General features: G+C 58.6%; 13 protein-coding genes. 11 read left to right on the top strand and 2 right to left on the bottom strand.

What is annotated here, in order from left to right:
* Positions 1-191 precede the first annotated feature (191 nt).
* The 9 genes from BLR44_RS14405 to BLR44_RS14365 all read left to right on the top strand — a co-directional run bounded on the left by BLR44_RS14405 (position 192) and on the right by BLR44_RS14365 (position 11,949).
* Entirely contained in the window at positions 192-1,229 is a 1,038-nt protein-coding gene (locus BLR44_RS14405) for a sensor histidine kinase (protein ID WP_089683087.1), read from the top strand.
* Complete coding sequence (locus BLR44_RS14400) at positions 1,229-2,011, top strand: LytR/AlgR family response regulator transcription factor (RefSeq protein WP_176956052.1); 783 nt, start codon at positions 1,229-1,231, stop codon at positions 2,009-2,011. Before BLR44_RS14405 ends, BLR44_RS14400 begins: the two co-directional genes overlap by 1 nt.
* 219 nt (positions 2,012-2,230) lie before the next feature.
* Positions 2,231-2,842, top strand: a complete 612-nt coding sequence (locus BLR44_RS14395; RefSeq protein ID WP_089683083.1) for an RNA polymerase sigma factor — start codon at positions 2,231-2,233, stop codon at positions 2,840-2,842.
* Between the two features lie 68 nt (positions 2,843-2,910).
* The gene (locus BLR44_RS14390) at positions 2,911-3,390 is read left to right on the top strand and encodes a hypothetical protein (protein WP_143017298.1); all 480 of its coding nucleotides are present in this window, start codon (positions 2,911-2,913) and stop codon (positions 3,388-3,390) included.
* 227 nt (positions 3,391-3,617) lie between these two features.
* Positions 3,618-4,559: a FecR family protein gene (locus BLR44_RS14385; protein ID WP_089683078.1), complete on the top strand. Its 942-nt coding sequence runs from the start codon at positions 3,618-3,620 to the stop codon at positions 4,557-4,559.
* Positions 4,560-5,035: 476 nt separating this feature from the next.
* Complete coding sequence (locus BLR44_RS14380) at positions 5,036-8,056, top strand: SusC/RagA family TonB-linked outer membrane protein (protein ID WP_410493088.1); 3,021 nt, start codon at positions 5,036-5,038, stop codon at positions 8,054-8,056.
* A gap of 12 nt (positions 8,057-8,068) precedes the next feature.
* Positions 8,069-9,529 (top strand): RagB/SusD family nutrient uptake outer membrane protein, encoded by a 1,461-nt coding sequence (locus tag BLR44_RS14375; RefSeq protein ID WP_089683548.1) that lies wholly within the window; start codon positions 8,069-8,071, stop codon positions 9,527-9,529.
* A 100-nt stretch (positions 9,530-9,629) separates the two neighbouring features.
* A complete protein-coding gene (locus BLR44_RS14370; RefSeq protein WP_089683074.1) occupies positions 9,630-11,084 on the top strand; it encodes a glycoside hydrolase family 30 protein in 1,455 nt (484 codons plus the stop codon).
* A 130-nt stretch (positions 11,085-11,214) separates the two neighbouring features.
* Positions 11,215-11,949, top strand: coding sequence for a hypothetical protein (locus BLR44_RS14365; RefSeq protein WP_218127086.1), 735 nt, complete (start codon positions 11,215-11,217; stop codon positions 11,947-11,949).
* Between the two features lie 133 nt (positions 11,950-12,082).
* Here the strand turns inward: BLR44_RS14365 and BLR44_RS14360 are convergent, their stop codons facing one another.
* Both BLR44_RS14360 and BLR44_RS14355 read right to left on the bottom strand, forming a co-directional pair.
* On the bottom strand, positions 12,083-13,459 hold the full coding sequence (locus tag BLR44_RS14360) for a M16 family metallopeptidase (protein WP_089683070.1): 1,377 nt from the start codon (positions 13,457-13,459) through the stop codon (positions 12,083-12,085).
* The gene (locus BLR44_RS14355; protein ID WP_089683068.1) at positions 13,452-14,780 is read right to left on the bottom strand and encodes a M16 family metallopeptidase; all 1,329 of its coding nucleotides are present in this window, start codon (positions 14,778-14,780) and stop codon (positions 13,452-13,454) included. The genes BLR44_RS14360 and BLR44_RS14355 overlap by 8 nt, the downstream gene beginning before the upstream one ends.
* Positions 14,781-15,486: 706 nt before the next feature.
* Between BLR44_RS14355 and BLR44_RS14350 the strand changes: the two genes are divergently transcribed.
* Positions 15,487-16,464 (top strand): formylglycine-generating enzyme family protein, encoded by a 978-nt coding sequence (locus BLR44_RS14350; RefSeq protein ID WP_089683066.1) that lies wholly within the window; start codon positions 15,487-15,489, stop codon positions 16,462-16,464.
* A gap of 807 nt (positions 16,465-17,271) precedes the next feature.
* Entirely contained in the window at positions 17,272-18,579 is a 1,308-nt protein-coding gene (locus tag BLR44_RS14345) for a Gfo/Idh/MocA family oxidoreductase (protein WP_089683065.1), read from the top strand.
* The last annotated feature ends 278 nt before the right edge of the window (positions 18,580-18,857 follow it).

The raw sequence follows: 18,857 nt of genomic DNA, 5'->3' as shown, positions 1-18,857 counted from the left end.
CAGTTTGGCGTTTGGCGCCCCCGCTCCTCAACCGTGTAAAAAGTGAAACAGCGTTTCGAAAAAAGAGGGAGCGAGGGCGTGAAGGAAGGCTTGTGTACAGAAGCTAATCCGTAAATTAACACCGCGCTTGGGTGCGAAACTTAGCCTGGAAATAAGGCCACTCAAGCCGGAAATTGACGCTCTGAACCTGTATGACTGCGCAACCTCGCTCGATCAACGACGTCCCCGCCCGCCTTGTCGGGATTCCGCTGCTGGCGTTTCTGATCCCGAACCTGACGGGTATCCTCGACTACGAACACATGGCGTGGCCGCTGATCGCGGCCAGTTACGGGTGGTTTGTGCTGCTTTCGGCGGCCATCTGGCAGGGCAACCGGTTTCTGTTGTTTACCCTGCGGGCGCGCTACGACTGGCTGAATCAGCCGTTAGAAAAACTGCTGTGGCTGGTAGGGGCCAACGTGCTCTACACCGCGCCGCTCACGTTTCTGATGCTAAGCGCCTGGTACCTGGGCCTCGGGCAACCCGTCGACTGGCACGAGGTGGCCATCGTGACGCTGGTCAATGTGATTTGTGTGCTGATCGTGACGCACGCTTACGAAACGGTATTTCTGATCAAACAGACCAAAGACGATGCCTTGCGGGTGGCGCAACTGGAACGCGCCAAGGCCGAGATGGAACTGGCCAGCCTGAAAAACCAGCTCGATCCGCACTTCATGTTCAACTCGCTCAACACACTGTCGTGGCTCATCGAAAACCAGCCCGCCCGCGCCCTCACGTTCAGCGAGCACCTGGCCGACGTGTACCGCTACATCCTCTCGAACCGCAACCGGGAGCTGGTGCTGCTGAAAGAAGAACTGACTTTTTTGCAGCACTACTTCGCCCTGTTGCAAATCCGGTTCGGGGAGGCCGTACACCTGACGGCCACGTCGCCGTTGCTGAAGACGGACGCCTACCTGATTCCGCCCATTTCGCTGCAACTTTTGCTGGAAAATGCGGTGAAACATAACGAGTTCTCCGAAGAGCGTCCTCTGCAAATCGAGTACCGGTTGGAGGACGATTTTATAAGTTTCACCAATCCGATCCGCCGGAAACGCTCGGCGCGCCGGTCTGCCAAAGTGGGCCTCCGGAACCTGAACGAACGATGCCAGCTACTGACCAACCAGGGCATCGAAATTTTGCTGGTAGACGACCGCTACACGGTCCGGCTACCCATCTTAAATGTATCTGCCTGATGGAAATTCTGATTGTCGAAGACGAAAAACCGGCGCTGCAACGTCTGATGCAGGCCGTCGAACGGTACGACCCCGCAATTCGCATTGCCGCCACCCCCGGGAGCGTGCGCGAGGCGGTGCGCTGGCTGATTGGCCACCCCGCCCCCGACCTGATTCTGCTGGATATTCAGTTGTCAGACGGGCTGTCGCTCGACATCTTTCAGGAGTGCGCCGTGGCTTGTCCCGTGATCTTCACCACGGCTTACGATGAGTACATGGTCGACGCGTTTCAGCACAACGGCATCGATTACCTGCTCAAGCCCATCCGTCAGGAAAAACTGGAGCGTGCGCTGAACAAATACCTGAAACTTCAGACCCACTTCACGACGCAGGCGGCCATTTCGCCCGATCTGTTTGCACGGCTGGGGGCTTCGGTCGCTGCACCGGAAACGGCCACAGAGACGTACAAATCGCGCGTGCTGGTCCGCAAAGGCGTGGAGTTTCTGGCGATCCGCACAGAAGACGTCGCCTGGTTTTTTTCTACCCACAAAGTAGTATTCCTGGTGGACCGGGCGGGCACCCGTTACCTGACTGACAAAACGTTAACCGAACTGGAGAACGAACTGGACCCGGACCTGTTTTTTCGGGCCAACCGGCAGTACATCGTCCACGTCGACGGCGTTGCGCGGTTTCGGTCGGCGGGCAAAGGAAAAATTTCGCTGGAGTTGACCCCACCCGCTGGCGAGGCGGTAGTGATCAGCCAGGAGCGTGCCGGCGTTTTCCGGTCGTGGCTGGAACGCTGAGCGGGCGAGCAAGTCGCTCAGCATGAACGGAATGGTGGCAAAATCGGACCAAACCCCACGTGACTGGGGAAGGGGAGGTCAGAAACGAACCCCCGACCTTCGTCTTTTGTACTACTTTTGTGCCCCGTTGGACGGAGAACAGAGTAGGACGCAACCGCTTTGTTGCTCTGACAAACGGAGCATTACCCGGCATTTTTACTTTTTAGTCGCTTTCGTGTCATGCGCGCAGCCTTATCCATACAGGACGAACAAGAGCTCTGGCGGAAGATCAATCAACAGGATCGCCAGGCGCTGACGTCCCTGTACCTGGCGTACCACGATACCCTGCTGGATTACGCGCGCAAGCTGGCGCACGACGAAGCGCTGGCGCTGAATTGCCTGCAAGAGCTGTTCGTCCAACTCTGGCACCAGCGGGGACGCCTGAGCGACGTCAAATCCGTGAAGATCTACCTGATTGTGGCGCTGCGCCGGCGGGTGGTCCGCCAATTAAAACAGGAACAGGCACGTTCCAGACGGCAGTTCTCGTTTCAGGAAGTGCAACCTGCCCTGGAATTCAGTGCGGAAGAGCTGGTGATGCTACACGAAACGGAGGCGGAGGTGCGCGAACAGATGGCCGATTCGCTGAACCGGTTGCCCGAACGCCAGCGCGAAATCATCTACCTGCGCTATTACGAAAACCTGTCGATTCAGGAGATCGCCGATCTGTTGCACATGCAATACCAGTCGGTGTCCAACAACCTGCAACGCGCCTACAAAACGCTCCGCACCAACCCGCTGCTCCGGAAACTGGCCCAGACTTTTCTGTTGCTGATGCTGGGTTTCCTGAAGTAGCAACGGATGGATCGTCACCCTTGTTTATATTGAGAGATGGCCGTTATCTCCAGTTATACACCATTAAAATGAAGAAACCTTTACTGTTATATTTTTTATTTCAATACAACTTTGTTGATGCTCAAAAATCCATTATAGGTAATTATAGAGATAATTTTGGACATCAAATAGAGCTTTCTAATGATTCGACATTTGAGTTCAATTATCGATTTGATTTGGCATCAGAATGGTCAGTTGGTAACTGGAGGATGAAGGGTGATACAGTCATTTTTACATCAACACCAGTAATGGATACATTGATAAGAGTGGGTATGCCTGATTCACTAGTGCTTTCGCTAAATAAGATACCCAAAAGAATGTCGGAGCGAGAGTTTGCAATAGATAATATCACTAGTGGAAGGCAGTTGCCTGATTACGTTCCAAAAAAAATGGTCTTTAAAAAACAAAGACTTTACGAAGTTAAAAAGAATGGAAAGCTCAAAAAGAAAAAAGTAAGGGGGTTCTTTACCAAAAAGAGATTTGTCCCTTGGTACAGAAAAATTGATTAAAACGGTGTAAAGTAAGGTACAGACCTTAATCTAGGTATGATGAGCTAGATTGTTCGTTGCACCAAGAAGTATGAAAGCTAAACGAAAGTAAAACCGCCAACAAGTCGGCCAAGGGCTAACATCGTCAGTAGGTGAAGCCCCGCTTTCCCCAATTTTTTTCAGATTTTTTGATCGGTTGCGAGTACGACGGAAAAGGCGGATGACTCCGCAGGTCGTATTCCGAACGTATGAAGCAGTCTGACTCCCGCAACCCTCGACGACTTTTCTGGGATTGGTTACGGCCCTCCGCCGACGCGAACCAACCGAACGAAGGTGATTTACCGCCGGTGGCGTTCCGTCCGCACACTTACAGCGACGACGTCCGGCAGGCCCACCTGCGCGACCTGGAAAATCGCCTCGGCCGACACGACACCCATCGTACACGTACGCGCCGACTTCGCACCTGGACCCTGGCCGCCGCCGCCAGCCTGTTGCTGCTGCTGAGCACAGCCGGCTACTGGTGGGCCTACTTGCGTCCCCTGCACTACACGACGGGCAACGGCGAAACGCTGGCGTTGCAACTGCCGGACGGCACGCGGGTGACGCTGAACGCCAACTCGACCCTGCGCGTGTCAGACGACGAAACGCCCGACCAGCCCCGCGAAGTGTGGCTGACCGGCGAAGCGTTTTTTGCGGTGACCAAACAACCGCGGCAAGGGGAGAAGAGTCGGTTTATCGTCCATACCCAGGACCTGGACGTCGAAGTGCTCGGCACGGAATTCAACGTGCGGCAGCGCGGCGAAAAAACGCAGGTGGTGCTGGAAGAAGGCAAAATCAAACTGCAACTGCACGATGCCCCGGTCGATACGCTGATGCTGGCCCCCGGCGATCTGGTCGACTATTCAGGGGGCGCGAAAGATGTGCGGCGCGAGCGGGTGATGCCGGAACAGTACCGCGCCTGGACCGAAGGGCAACTCATCTTTACGAACCAAACCCTGCAGGAGGTGGCCGAGCGCATTCGCGAAACCTACGGCCTGCCCGTGGACGTCGACCCGTCCATTGCCGACCTGCGCCTGACCGGTACGGTGCCCGCCCACACCCTGGAAGAACTTATCAATGCCCTGGAAACCGTTGCCGAGGTGGACATCGTCCGTCGGCAGGGGACGCTTCAGGTGCAGCCTATTCCATAAACTTTTCGATCTATACTAATTCTTTTGCACTTGTGAACATCTCACCACTTTCATTTGTACGAAACAGCAGTCTCTGGTTGGGATTGCTGGCGCTCGGCAGCGGACCGCTCCGGGCCCAGGGGCTGGCCCACGCCCGGATCAGTCCCGTCATCGAACAACCGCAAGCCCCCGCCTCCCGCTCGTTAGAAACGGTGTTGGGCGAACTGGAAGAGCGCTACCAGGTGCGCTTCTTTTACCAGTCGGCCATGGTTGCGGGAAAAACGACCTCGTTCCAGCTGAGCGGTACGCACGGCACCATCGAAGAGGCCCTGCGCGCGTTGCTGAAGCCGCTGCAGTTGCGGTTCACGCCGTTGAGCAAAGGGTATTACGGCATCGGTCGTGAAGAACTGACCAGCCCCCGCCCGACCGATCTGCCCGAAGGCATCGGCATGCGCACCGGAAACGCTTTGCCTGTGCCGCAGGTGCGTCCTCGGGTAATGGCCCCGGCCGTCGCCATCAGCGGGACCATCGTCGATCAGAACGGCGAAGGCATTCCCGGCGTCAACGTGCTGGAGAAAGGCACCTCGAACGGCACCATCACCGACGTCACGGGGCGGTTTGCCCTGAACGTGCAGACCGACGCGATCCTGGTGGTCAGCGCGGTAGGGTACCTGAGTCAGGAAGTCGCCGTCAACAACCGAACCGTGGTAGACATCACGTTGCAGGACGACGTGAAACAACTCAACGAAGTGGTCGTGGTTGGATACGGCACGCAGGACCGGCAGGAGCTGACCACCTCGGTCACGTCGGTCGACAGCAAAGCACTGGAGCGCCAGCCCGTCGCCGGTTTCGACCAGGCGTTGCAGGGCCAGGCACCGGGGGTGCAGGTAACGGCGCCGTCGGGCGCACCGGGCGCGGGAATCAACATTCGCATCCGGGGCAACAACTCGATCAGCCTGACCAACTCGCCGCTCTACGTGATCGACGGTGTGCCCGTCCTGCCGACTTACGACCAGGAACTTTCGATCGGAAACCAGCGTCCGAATCCGCTCAACACCTTGAACCCGGCCGACATCGAATCGATCGACGTGCTGAAAGACGGAGCCGCCGCCGCGATTTACGGACTGCGTGCTTCGAACGGTGTGGTGGTCATCACCACCAAGCGCGGCAAAACGGGCAAACCGCAGGTCAGCTTCAACGCCTACTACGGCGTTCAGCAACTGCGGAAGAAGCTCGACATGCTGAATTCGACACAATTCGCCTCGTATTTTAACGATGCCAGCGTAGCCGCCGGCAACCCTGCGCCGTACGCCGATCCGTCGGCGGTGGACTACAACACCGACTGGCAGGACGAAATTTACCGCCCGGCGGGCATCCGCAACTACCAGCTGAGCCTGAGCGGCGGCACCGAGACCACGAAGTATTACGTGTCGGGTGCGTACTTCAAACAGGACGGGATTATGCTCAACTCGGGCTTCGACCGGTTCAGTTTCAAAATCAACCTCGATCAGGAAATGGGCGATCGGTTCCGGATGGGAACCAGCCTGAATTTGAGCCGCACCAACAACAACAACAGCGTCCGTAGTGAAATTGGACTGCAAAACTCAGGCACGGTGCTCGGGGCGCTGGCGCAAATCCCGACCATTCCAATACGGAACGCCGACGGCACTTACGGACAGAACCCTTTCCAGCAACTGGACAACCCCGTGGGGAACCTGCTGGAAACGCACAACCGCGCGATGATCTACCAGGCCATCGGTAACGTGTACGGCGAGCTGGACCTCCTCAAAAACCTGCAGTTCAGGAGCTCGCTCGGGCTGGATTTCCGGAGCCAGATCGAAAACGAATTTCTGAGCCGCGATTATCCCGGTACGCAAAATGCCGACCCCGCCACCCGGGGCAGTGCCCGGACCGGCACGAACCAACAGGTGATCTGGCTGTGGGAAAACACGCTGACCTACAATCCGGAGTTGCAGGGCGGACACGACCTGACGTTGCTGGTGGGTCAGTCGGTACAGGAGTCGGATCGGTTCACGTCGGGCGCCTCGGTGAAAGGCTTCCCGACCAACGCCGTGCCGTACCTGTTTGCCGGTACGCAGTTTACAAAGCCGTCCAGCTACCAGGACCAGTGGGGGCTGATGAGCTACTTTGCACGTGCCATTTACAACTTCGACCAGCGGTACCTGGCGACGGTCAGCCTGCGCGCCGACGGCTCCAGCCGTTTCGCACCGGGCAACCGCTTCGGCTACTTCCCGGCTGTGGCGCTGGGCTGGCGCATCGGACGCGAAGCGTTCTTCCCGCAAAACAGCGTGGTGACCGACCTGAAACTGCGGGCCAGCTTCGGGGCCAACGGCAACCAGGAAATCGGGGCGTATGACCGCTTCAGCACCTACGGGGTCGGGTACAATTATCCTCGGGCGGGCAGCATCCAGGGGGGCATTGCGCCCGAACGGATCGGCAACAGCAACCTGAACTGGGAAACGACCTTCCAGTACAACGGCGGCCTCGACCTGGGGCTGTGGCGCGACCGCGTGACGCTGACGTTTGATGCGTACCTGAAGCAGACCAACAACCTGCTGACCAGCGTGCCGCTGCCGTACAACACGGGTGCCCAAAACGCGCAGATCGTGCAGAACATCGGCTCGGTCGAAAACAAAGGCCTGGAGTTGGGCATCAACAGCACCAACCTTCAGGGACTGGAAAGCGGCTTTACGTGGAACACGCAGTTCAACTTTACGCTGAACCGCAACCGGGTGCTGGACATCGGAACGCTGCTCGACGAAAACGGTGAGGAAGTGGATCGGGAGATCATCGGAGATTACACCATCACCCGCAAAGGTGCGCCGCTGGGCGCGTTCTACGGGTACGAAGTGGTCGGGATCTTCCAGTCGGAAGCCGCCATCGCCGCCGCCCCGACCCAGCCGAACAACCCGCAACCCGGCGATTTGCAATTCGCCGACCTGAACGACGACGGGCAGATCAACGCTGAAGACCGGACCATCATCGGGAATCCGAACCCGAACTTCGTGGCAGGTCTGACCAATACGTTTTCGTACAAAGGACTGGAGCTGAGCCTTTTCTTCCAGGGAAGTTTCGGTAACGACATCTACAACCAGAACCTGGTGTCGATCGAAGGCATGGCCGATCCGTTCAACCAGACCACCCGCGTGCTGGACCGCTGGACGCCTGCCAACCCCGACACCGACATGCCTCGGGCCGTGCGGTACGATCCCAACAACAACCGTCGCTTCTCGACGCGCTTTGTGGAAGACGGCACGTACGTGCGCCTGAAAAACCTGACGCTGGCCTACAACCTGCCCAACGCGCTGATGCAGCGTGCCAAACTGGGCGGGGTGCGCATCTATGCGACCGGACAAAACCTGCTCACGTTCACGAACTATTCCGGCTATGACCCAGAGGTCAGTGCCGATCCGTTCTCGTCGGTGGGCTTTGGTCGTGACTACGGCGTCTATCCGCAGGCGCGTACCTATACCGTGGGTCTGAATGTTACTTTCTAATTGAACGCCACCATGAAAAAAATCACATTACCTTTCTGCGCATTCCTATTGCTCGTGGGATGCGACGTACTCGAAAAAGAGCCTTTGCCGACGATTTCGCCGGAAACCTTTTTTGCCAATGCCGACGATGCTGAATCGTCGCTGACGGCCGCCTACGACGCGTTGCAGGCCACCGGCTACTACGGCCAGGACATGAACGTGGTGGGCGAAATGCCCTCCGACAACTGCACCAGCACGAACGGCGACGTGGCCGCGATGGAGCAGTTCATCTGGACGCCGCAGACCAGCCAGGTCAACAACATCTTCCGCGATGTGTACCGGGGCATCAACCGGGCCAATGCCGTACTGGCGTACGTACCCGCGATCGACATGCCGGAAGAGCGCAAAAACCAGATTCTGGGCGAAGCCCACTTCCTGCGTGCGTTGCACTACTTCAACCTTGTGAAGCTGTATGGGGCAGTGCCGCTGCGGCTGGAACCCACCGGTTCGGGCGATGGTAATTCGGTTTCGATGGAGCGGGCCTCGGCCGAGCAGGTGTATGCCCAGGTGGTGGCCGACCTGACGCAGGCCGAAGCGATGACCGCCGCCGATTTCGGTAGCCAGGTCGCCAACCGCACGCGCGTCATCAAAACGACGGTCAACGCGTTGCAGGCCCGTGTGTACCTGACGCTGCGCCAGTGGAACGACGCCGCCACGGCCGCCAACAAGGTGATTTCCAGTGGTCTTTATCAACTGGCCGCCACGCCGGGAGAATTGTACCCGCCGGACAACAACATCGAGTCGATTTTCGAAGTGCAATTCTCGGGGAACGAAGACGGCGGATTTATCCTGCCCGACCTGCTGTTGCCCTCGCCGCCGGCGACCTACTCGTTCCCGAAATTCAACATTCCGACGAACGAGCTGATCGAGCAGTATGCCGACACGGTGAACGATGCCCGCTGGCGCTTCACGCAAGAGACCAACGCCGGGCGCAGCCACGTCAGTTACGTCTCTTCGGCGTCGAGCAACGCTAACGACAACGGCTACTTTGTGTACAAATGGAACGGGAGCCCCAATGGGTTCAACAGCGCCGACAACTACTACGTGCTGCGGCTGGCCGACGTAATGCTGATGTACGCCGAAGCTTCGAACGAGGCGGCGGGGCCCAGCCAGGCGGCGCTCGATCAACTGAATGCGGTACGCGAGCGGGCAGACCTGCCGGCCCTGACGTTGACCGACTTGCCTTCGCAAGAGGCCTTCCGCGACGAAGTGGACCGGCAGCGGCGGCTAGAGCTGGCCTTCGAAGGGGAGCGCTGGTTCGATCTGATCCGCTACGCGCGCCACGAGACGGCCGACGGCGTTGACCACGCGGTCACGGCCCTCGACCTGATCGAAGCGCAGACTGGCACGGCCAACGCCGATTACCTTCTGTTCCCGATTCCGCAGACGGAAGTGAACAACAACGCTCTGCTGGAACAAAACCCTGGTTATTAATTGGTGGTGTACTTGTGGATGCCGGACCTGGCGTGCTACGGGTTCCGGCCTCTTTTTTATCGTCCACCTTCCTTCTTTTCCACCTCAATCCATCTTTCGTATGGCTTTCTTTCCTCATGCCTTCAGCCGTTATGCCGCCGCGGCGTGCGTCGTGCTGCTGGCCCAATGCCAACCCAAAACCGATGACACCACCGGACCGAACCCTTCGGATACGACCGGTACGGTAGCGGGCGATGTCGACGTCTGGGTGACGCACCCCGACCAGAGTGCGTTGCTTTATCATCAGCCGCAACCGCTTGCGTTTAAAACCACGGCCGACAGCAGCCTGCCCACCATTCGGATCGATACCACCCAGCGCTTTCAGACGATGGACGGCTTCGGCCTGACGTTTACGGGAGGCAGCGCGCACGTTATCGGCCAGTTGGATGCCGCCAAACGCAACGCGCTGATGCGCGAACTGTTCCTGCCCGACAGCGGGATCGGGATCAGTTACCTGCGGCTGAGCATCGGGGCGTCGGACCTGAACGACCGCGCCTTTACCTACGACGACCTGCCGGCCGGGCAGACCGACCCGAACATGGAGCGCTTTAGCCTGGACCCCGACCGCGAAGAGCTGATTCCGTTGCTGAAACAGGTCAAGGAATTGAACCCCGACATCAAGTTTATGGGCTCGCCCTGGACCGCACCCGTCTGGATGAAAACCAACAACAACACGAGCGGCGGCAGCCTGAAGCCGGAGCATTACGCGGCGTACGCGAAGTATTTTGTGAAGTACGTGCAGGAGATGGAGAAGGAGGGCTTGCCGATCGACGCGATCACGATCCAGAACGAACCGGAGAACCCAAACAACAACCCCAGCCTCGTGATGACGGCCGAAGAACAGGCCGATTTTGTGAAGAACCACCTGGGCCCGGCCTTTCGCGATGCGAATATTTCGACCAAAATCGTGGTGTTCGATCACAACTGCGATCACCCGAATTATCCGATCAGCATCCTGAACGATCCTGACGCCAAGCAGTACGTTGACGGGTCGGCCTTTCACCTGTACCTGGGCAACATCAGCGCCCTGACGCAGGTGCACGACGCCCATCCCGACAAAAACGTTTACTTCACCGAACAGTGGACCGGCTCCAATTCCAGCTTCGCCGACGACCTGAACTGGCACATCCGCGAGGTGGTGATCGGCTCGACCCGCAACTGGGCCAAAACGGTGCTGGAGTGGAACCTGGCGAACAACGCGCAGTACGAACCCCACACGCCCGGCGGCTGTACGCAGTGCAAAGGCGCGCTGACCATCGACGGCGGCGAAATTACGCGCAACGTCATGTACTACAACGTGGCCCATGGCTCCAAATTCGCCCGGCCCGGCTCGGTGCGGGTGGGCTCTAACGTCCCCGACCAACTGCCCAACGTGGCGTTTGTGACGCCGGACGGCAAAAAGGTGCTGATCGTGCTGAACGACAGCGGCGCAATGACGCGCTTCAACATTCAGGCGGGCGACCAAATCGTGACGCCGCAGTTGCAGGCGGGCGCGGTGGCCACGTTTGTGTGGTGAGTAAACTGACGAACTGTCGTCTCTATCTGCGTGGTATCGCCCGGTGCGGTACCACGCAGTCTTTTTTTGAGCCCTTCCCTAACGCAGCGCGCAGAATCACGTAACAGGAACGAACCCTTTTGGCGCGCTCATGCACATGTCTTACCGCTTCCTGCTTTCGCTCGTCGGCCTCTGGCTGGTGACCCTGACGTCCGCACGGGCGCAACGCACCCTGTTCAACATGCCGCAGGCCGAGATCATCGAGTACCAGAAACTCTTCTTTCAAGCCCAGCTTGCGTTTACCAACCAGTGGCAGGGCGGTCTGGCGTGGGCCTACGGCATCGGGAAAGATTTTGAGGTGGGCCTAAACGTGAACAACCTGACGGGCTATTATCCCGGTTCCCATCAACCGTTGCTGGAACTGCGCAGCGAATCGCCCGAGGTGAATCCGGACCTGACGCTGACGCTGCAAAAGGGCGTGGGGCTGGGCGAGTGGGGCTACCTGGGCGTCGGTACGCGTACGGGCGTGGGCTATCGGGATACGCCGTCGCATCCGCGACTGGCCAACTTTACCTACGCCACCAACCTGTTCACTTTCGGCGACTCGGACATCAAGCCCAGCGTGGGCGGCTACTACACCACCCCGGCCTTTGCCGGACCGGGCAACCGCTGGGGCTACATGGTGGGCCTGCAGGCGCCCTTTCTGCACGAACGCATGGCCCTGATGGGCGAGTACATTTCGGGGACCAACCTCTACAGCAACCTGACGCTGGGCCTGGCGGTGCAGTCGGGCAAGCGCTGGCAGGTAGCCGTCGGCGCGCAAATTCCTGCCCCTCACAGTTCCAACTCGCTCGGCGGCACCATTCAGTTGAGCCTGCGGGACTGAGGGAAGTGATGAATCAGGAAGCGTACAACGGTTCCTCTTCTTGTTTTGTCATCTCGACCAACGGGACCGGGCGCGGTGCCCCGCCGGGACCGGGGCCGAGATCTTGGCGCGGGCGCTTTGGTAGAATGCCTCTTTAAAACCCTTCGGCGGTGATCTCTTTTTCGGTGACTTGTCCGTATTTTTTGGCGATGTCGCGGATCTCGTCGGCTTTTCCGATCAGCACGAATTGCAGGTTCTTCGCCGGAAAGTATTTCTGAATCACTTCACGGGTTTTCGCTACCGTCAGGCCATCCACATTCCGCTGAAACTGGTTGATGAAGCTGGCGTCGAAGCCGTATACAAACATGTTGGTCAGCAGATTGGCCAGTTGCGACGAGGTTTCGTAGCGCGGCGGATACCCCCCTTTGATGTAATTCTTCGCGGAAGCCAGCGTCTCGGCATCGATGCCGTGCTGGTGCAGGCTGTCGAGCACTTCCAGCGCCAGGTCGATGGCCGGTTCGGTCGTCGGGTTGGCGGTGAAGGTCGAGATGGAAAACGTGCCGCCCAGCTTCTCGGTGGCGAAGCCGCTGCGCGCGCCGTACGTCAGGCCACTGTTGACCCGCAGCGCGTCGTTGAGCCACGAGGTGAAGCGTCCGCCCAACACGGTGTTGACCACCTGAATGGCAACGTAGTCGGGGTGGTTGTAGGGGACGCCCGGGCCGCCGATCAGAAACGTGGTTTCGCGGGCGTCGGGTTTGTTGACCAGCAAGACGCGGGCCTGGTCGAACTGCAGGACGGGTGCCGCGAGGGCCGGGTCGGTCGGGGCTGCGGTCTTCCACGCACCGAACAGCTTCTGAAGCTTTTTCTTCATCTGCGCGGTCGAGAAATCGCCCACCACGGCGAGGGCGGCGTTTTGTGCGTGGTAGTGCTGTTGGTAGAATGCCGCCACTTGGTCGCGGGTAATGTCGGCGATGCCCGAGCGCGTGCCGCTCAGCGGGTGGCTGTAGGGATGATCGCCGTAGAGAAATCCGTCGTAGTACTCGCCGATGACGCGCCGGGGGCTTTCTTTCGCCTGAATCAGCTCCTGGGTGAGTCGATCTTTCCGCTTGGTCAACTCTTCCGCGTTGAACGCCGGTTGCGTCACGATCTCCTTCAGGATGTCGAACACCTGATCCTGGTCTTTCGCCGCGAACTCGGCCTGAATGCGGGCCGCCTCTTTCGTGGCGTAGGTCGAGAGGTCCGCTCCCAGAAAATCCATCGTCTCTTCGATCTGCGCCTTGGTGTACTTCGGCGTGTCAAAAATCAGTGCGTCGGCCGTCAGGTTCGCCAGACCCGCCTGCGCGCCGTCCTGCACCGCACCGGCCTGAAACGCCATCGACACGGAGATGAGCGGCACTTCGTGCTGTTCCATCAGGTAGACCGTTATGCCGTTTTTGAGGGTGAACTTCTCGAACGGGGGAAGCTGGTACGTTTGCGCCCAGACGGGGGCCGTCAGCATCAGCAGCAGGCTGAACAAAAGTCGCTTATTCATCGGTTGCATCGTCTTCTTTCGGTTGGAGATAGCCGACCGTGCGGTTGTCGGCCGAGAAATAGGTTTGCGCCACGCGCCGGATGTCCTCTTTCGTCACCTGCTGGTAGAGGGCCGGGGCCTGGAACAACTTGCGGTAATCGCCGAAAAACAGCTCGTAGGTACCCAGGCTGTTCGCCTTGCCGTTGATGGTCTGGATTTCGTCGTAAAACTCCATCAGCTTCTGGTTCTTCACCTTTTCCAGTTCGCGGTCGGTAATGCCCTCACGCTTGATTTTGTCCAGCTCGGCCAGCATGGCCTCTTCCAGTTGCGTGGGCGTCACGTCGGCAGCGGTAACGCCGTACATCACGAACAGGTTGGGATCGAACGTAACGGGTTGGTAGGTAAACACCGACGTCGCGAGGGGCTGGTCGAATACCAGGTTCTTCATCATCCGCGAGGAGTTGCCACTCGACAGGATGCTGCTCAGCAGTTCGAGGGCGTAGTAATCTTTGTCTTCGGCGGCGGGCGTGTGGTGCGCAATCATCACGTTGGGCGACGAAACCTCCTTGTGCACCAGGAGGCGCTTTTCGCCGTTTTGCGGCGGCTCCACCGTCCGTACCGAATCGGGCGGCGTCTGGGCCGGAATGGGCGCGAAATACTGCGTCGCCAGCTTTTTGACCTGCGCGACCGTTACGTCACCCACCACCACGACCACCGCGTTGTTCGGCGCGTAGTACGTTTTAAAATACCGCTCCAGATCCTCCTGCGTCCAGGCTTTGATGTCCGACTCGTAGCCGATCACCGACCATTTGTACGGATGCGCAAAAAACGCCACCGCGTCGACCTGTTCGGCCAGCATGCGGTAATTCGAGTTTTCCAGGCCGGTGCTGCGTTCCGACAACACCACCCCCCGCTCGCTCTCGACCATGTCGGGGTCGATGCTCAGGTGCGCGATGCGGTCGGCTTCCAGCTGGAAAATCGTCTCCAGCCCGGAGGAGGGGAACCAGTCGGTGTAAACCGTCACGTCGTTGGTCGTATAGGCGTTGTTGCTGCCGCCCGCGGCTTCCATGGTCCGGTCGAACATCTTCGGCCCGTACTGTTGGGAGCCGTTGAACATCATGTGTTCGAAGAAGTGGGAGATGCCCGTGATGCCGGGGTATTCGTTGCGCGACCCCACCCGCCAGAACAGGTACATGTTGGCGTTGGGAATGGAGTGATCTTCGAGCACCAGCACCTTCATGCCGTTGTCCAGCGTAAACGACTGCACGTCGTCGGCCTGGGTTTGTGCGAAAGAAGGCGTGAGACTCAGCGCGCAGAGGGCGATGAGAAAAAGGCTTCGCATAGGGTTAGAACGGGAAAACACGTCAAAAAGCGAAGCTACGCAAACGGCGGGGATGTAGGGCGCGAAAAAAGGATGGATGCGGCCTAAACCGTGACGAGCGAATCCCAGTCAGGAAGATTCACTCGCCAGGCCGCCGTAGCCGAGGTAAAGAAAGGGAAAGGTTGTGCTGGTAGGCGAGCAATAGCATCTGAAGGACGTGCTGATCCAACTGAACCCCCGAAGCGTAGAGGCCTATTTTCCAGGAACGGCCGTCTTTCAGCGTCCACGCCCGGCGTCGTCTACCGTAAGCACAAGATGTGTGCAGGAGGTGCGCAGGGCGTACGTACTGCATACGTCTGGGATGATGGGTGCAAGTGCAGGCTGCAGTGCAAATCCAAGTGCTTCCAGCTGGTCGGCTACGGCGGTATTCATGCCTCAAAGTTGAGTGGTCCGGCCCGTTTCTGGCTGCCAAAAGGCTTTATCGTTTTGTGATGAAACGGTGAGCGGTGTGTTAAGCGCAGAGCGGGTGGGGCAGAGCGCGTAGGGCGCAGGGAGTGCAATGCATTTTGCGCTGACCCTGCTCCCTCGTGTCGGCGAACCGCTTGTGTGCTGGCTCCACTCGTAACAGGAAGATGTTCATTGCACCAACCGCGCTGCCCTCCGCGCCGCGCCCGCCGCGATTCGCGCTGATTCTGTAATTTGTGCGCCCTGAACCAACCCACCTCGGATGAACTACCCCCTTCTGCGCATGTTGTTCCTGTGGGGAACGATGCTGCTGGTATGGCCTGCTGCCGGGCAGAATGCCTTCACTCCCTATACGGAAACCCTTCCCGTCTTCAACCTGACGTTCGACCTGGTGCCCATCCCCGGCGGAACGTACCAGATGGGCAGCCGGAGCCTGGAATCGTACCGCAAAGACGACGAGGGACCGCAGCATCAGGAGACGGTCGAGCCGTTCTGGATGATGACGCACGAAGTGACCTGGAACCTGTACGACAAGTTTGTGATGCTGAACACGAATGCCCAGCAGGTGGCCGCCGCCGAAAAGTTACCCCCGGGGGTGGATGGCGTCTCGCGCGCTACGCCGCCCTACGTCGACATGAGTTTCGGGATGGGGAAAGACGGCTACCCGGCAACGGGCATGACCAACTTTGCCGCCGCCCGCTTCTGCGAGTGGCTGACCGCCCTGACGGGGCACTTCTATCGCCTGCCGACCGAAGCCGAGTGGGAGTACGCCTGCCGGGCGGGCACCACCACGGCCTACTCGTTTGGCGACGATGCCTCAAGGCTGAGCGACTACGCGTGGGCGTACGACAACAGCAACAACAAGTATCAGAAAGTAGGGCAGAAAAAGCCCAACCCGTGGGGCTTGTACGACATGCATGGCAACGTGGCCGAGTGGACGCTGAACCAGTACACGACCGACGGCTACCAACGCACGCAAGGCCAACCCTGGTCGCCTCCCACGCAGCTCTACCCCCGGACGGTCCGCGGTGGTTCGTGGGACGACGATCCCGGCGAGTTGCGCAGCGCTGCCCGCCGGGGCTCCAGTCCGAAGTGGAAAAAACGCGATCCGCAGGTGCCCAAAAGCCTCTGGTGGCTGACCGATGCGTCGTTCGTTGGCTTCCGGGTGATTCGTCCGCAAAACCCGCCGCCTAAATCCGAATGGAAAAAGTACTGGCTGGAACCGATCGAGGAATTGTAAAAGAGGGCCCTTTTCTATATCCGTGGCGACGGAATTAACCGCGGGGGCAGCCCCTCCGTCGCTATAGAATAAGTTTTAGTTTGTAGCTGGGATGCGTGGTCTGAGACGTCAAGAATTTATTGAAAGCTTTTAGCTTCTTAAACTTCTTGGAATAGCAGGAAGCTGAAAGCTTCCCTGTGTTCGTAAGCTTCAGGTTCAACCTGAAGCCAGTCGAGATAACCGATCAACTTCCTTTCTTCTCAAAATGGATTGTAAAGGCATTCGCATTTACAAGTTTAGGTTACGCGATGCTGAGGCGCGTTGGCGGCAGCGGCCAACCGTCCGGAAATTCAGCGAGGGGCGCGGTGGCCTTGTGTGGGCGGGGCGGCGGCATCGGCCGTCCGACCGTGCCGAAGCATTGAATTTCCTAGCGTTTTTTTGCGACTTTTTGTGCGGTTCCCCGCCGGGACGATGACAAAAAGTCACAGAACATATTTCTTAAGATAGATGCGCTAGCTCGTTGACAGAAAACTTTAAACGAGTTCCATAGAAGAAGATGGAAATAGTGACAGTTACCATATCACCTATTTCGATCATCCTCTAGATCCTGCTTCTGTTGGGGATAGGGGTGGCCATCCTCTATTTTCTGAAGCGCAATAAGTGGAACTGGGTTGTTTTACTACTGATCCTCTTACTGCCGTTGCTCTACCTATTTGTGTTTCTAGTCTTGTCTCCGCAAACACGATCCGCAGCACTTCCTTTTTCGGTGGATCTTCTTACCTTGGAACCTCCCAACCTGGAACTTCTAATTTCCTAATATTCCCTCCTATGAACACACCTACGTTTCCACCGCTTTCCCGTCGTGATTTTGTGAAGGGCTCCGCCCTGGCGGCGGGCGGCCTCCTGCTGAATACCTTGCCCTACGGCGCGTACGCCGGTGCGACCGACGGCCCCATCAAAGTGGCGGTGATCGGTTGCGGCGGCCGGGGTACCGGCGCGGCCAGTCAGGCCCTGAGCACGAGCCAGAACGTCGAACTGGTCGCCATGGCCGATGCCTTCGAAAATCAACTCGAAGAAAGCTACGGCAACCTGATGCAGAAGCACGGCGACAAAAAAGTGAAGGTCAAAAAGAAAGCCAAGTTCGTCGGGTTCGATGCCTACAAGGAAGCCATTTCGCTGGCCGACGTGGTGATTCTGGCGACGCCTCCCGGTTTCCGGCCCATCCACTTCGAAGAGGCCATTCGGCAGGGGAAACACGTCTTTATGGAGAAGCCCGTCGCGACCGACGTGCCCGGCATCCACAAGGTGCTGGCCGCCGCCGAAGAGGCGAAAAAGAAAAAACTGAACGTGGTGGTGGGGCTACAGCGCCATTACGAAACCAAATACCGTGAGCTGGTCAAGCGCATCCACGACGGGGCCATCGGCGACGTGACGAGCGGGCAGGTCTACTGGAATTCGGGAGGCGTGTGGGTGCGGCCCCGCGAAGCGCAACAGACCGAGATGGAATACCAGATGCGCAACTGGTACTACTTTACCTGGCTGTGCGGTGACCACATTCTGGAACAGCACATCCACAACATCGACGTGGCCAACTGGGTGAAACAGGGCTATCCTGTGAAAGCGCAGGGGCAGGGGGGACGCCTCGTGCGGACCGGACTCGACCACGGACAGATTTACGACCACCATTTTGTCGAATTTGAGTACGCCGACGGGACCGTGGTCAGCAGCCAGTGCCGCCACATGCCCGGCTGCCTCGACCGCGTCGCCGAGTACTTCACCGGTACCAAAGGACGGGCCAGCAGCGACGGCATCATCACCGACCTGAAGGGCAACACCGTGTGGCGTCACCGCGACCGCGACGATCCCGATCCCTACCAACAGGAACACGACGAGTTGTTTGCCGCGATTGCCAACGGCGAGCACAAATTCGTGGATGCCGAAAACGGCGCGAAGAGCACGCTGACCGCCATCATGGGCCGCCATGCGACCTACACCGGTCAGCAGATCGTGTGGGACGAACTCCTGAAATCGGACGAAAGCCTGATGCCGACGCGCTTCGCGTTCGACGCTACGCCGCCCGTGGTGCCCGACGCCAACGGCCACTATCCCGTTCCGATGCCGGGCCGGGTTTCCTGAATGGATTCACGCAAAAGGCTTGCCGCTCCGGTAGGCCTTTTGCGTTTGGCGTGAAAGCGTGACCTGCCTCTTTTCTCCGGACCTGATGCCACTAAAACAGAAAGCGTAGGGAGCAAATTGTCGCGTCCATCCGTAGCGGCGAGTTAAATCCGTCGCTACTCGTAACGGTTGATGGGGGACGCGCTGCAACGTTTGGACTCTCTGGTCTGGGGGGCGAGGTGATAGCGTTAATATGCCGTTTCTCTACCGTACGCGAAGCATCTCCAAAAGCTTCTGCA

The organism is Catalinimonas alkaloidigena (assembly GCF_900100765.1).
Taxonomy (GTDB): Bacteria; Bacteroidota; Bacteroidia; order Cytophagales; family Flexibacteraceae; genus Mooreia; species Mooreia alkaloidigena.
This window is presented reverse-complemented; position numbering and strand designations above follow the sequence as displayed.

What these genes read in the sequence shown, in the direction of transcription:
- BLR44_RS14400 (WP_176956052.1), top strand. Translation starts at nt 1,229, where the DNA reads ATGGAAATTCTGATTGTCGAAGACGAAAAACCGGCGCTGCAACGTCTG.
- BLR44_RS14355 (WP_089683068.1), bottom strand. Translation starts at nt 14,780, where the DNA reads ATGCGAAGCCTTTTTCTCATCGCCCTCTGCGCGCTGAGTCTCACGCCT.
- BLR44_RS14405 (WP_089683087.1), top strand. Translation starts at nt 192, where the DNA reads ATGACTGCGCAACCTCGCTCGATCAACGACGTCCCCGCCCGCCTTGTC.
- BLR44_RS14395 (WP_089683083.1), top strand. Translation starts at nt 2,231, where the DNA reads ATGCGCGCAGCCTTATCCATACAGGACGAACAAGAGCTCTGGCGGAAG.
- BLR44_RS14345 (WP_089683065.1), top strand. Translation starts at nt 17,272, where the DNA reads ATGAACACACCTACGTTTCCACCGCTTTCCCGTCGTGATTTTGTGAAG.
- BLR44_RS14380 (WP_410493088.1), top strand. Translation starts at nt 5,036, where the DNA reads ATGGCCCCGGCCGTCGCCATCAGCGGGACCATCGTCGATCAGAACGGC.
- BLR44_RS14385 (WP_089683078.1), top strand. Translation starts at nt 3,618, where the DNA reads ATGAAGCAGTCTGACTCCCGCAACCCTCGACGACTTTTCTGGGATTGG.
- BLR44_RS14375 (WP_089683548.1), top strand. Translation starts at nt 8,069, where the DNA reads ATGAAAAAAATCACATTACCTTTCTGCGCATTCCTATTGCTCGTGGGA.
- BLR44_RS14390 (WP_143017298.1), top strand. Translation starts at nt 2,911, where the DNA reads ATGAAGAAACCTTTACTGTTATATTTTTTATTTCAATACAACTTTGTT.
- BLR44_RS14370 (WP_089683074.1), top strand. Translation starts at nt 9,630, where the DNA reads ATGGCTTTCTTTCCTCATGCCTTCAGCCGTTATGCCGCCGCGGCGTGC.
- BLR44_RS14350 (WP_089683066.1), top strand. Translation starts at nt 15,487, where the DNA reads ATGAACTACCCCCTTCTGCGCATGTTGTTCCTGTGGGGAACGATGCTG.
- BLR44_RS14365 (WP_218127086.1), top strand. Translation starts at nt 11,215, where the DNA reads ATGCACATGTCTTACCGCTTCCTGCTTTCGCTCGTCGGCCTCTGGCTG.
- BLR44_RS14360 (WP_089683070.1), bottom strand. Translation starts at nt 13,459, where the DNA reads ATGAATAAGCGACTTTTGTTCAGCCTGCTGCTGATGCTGACGGCCCCC.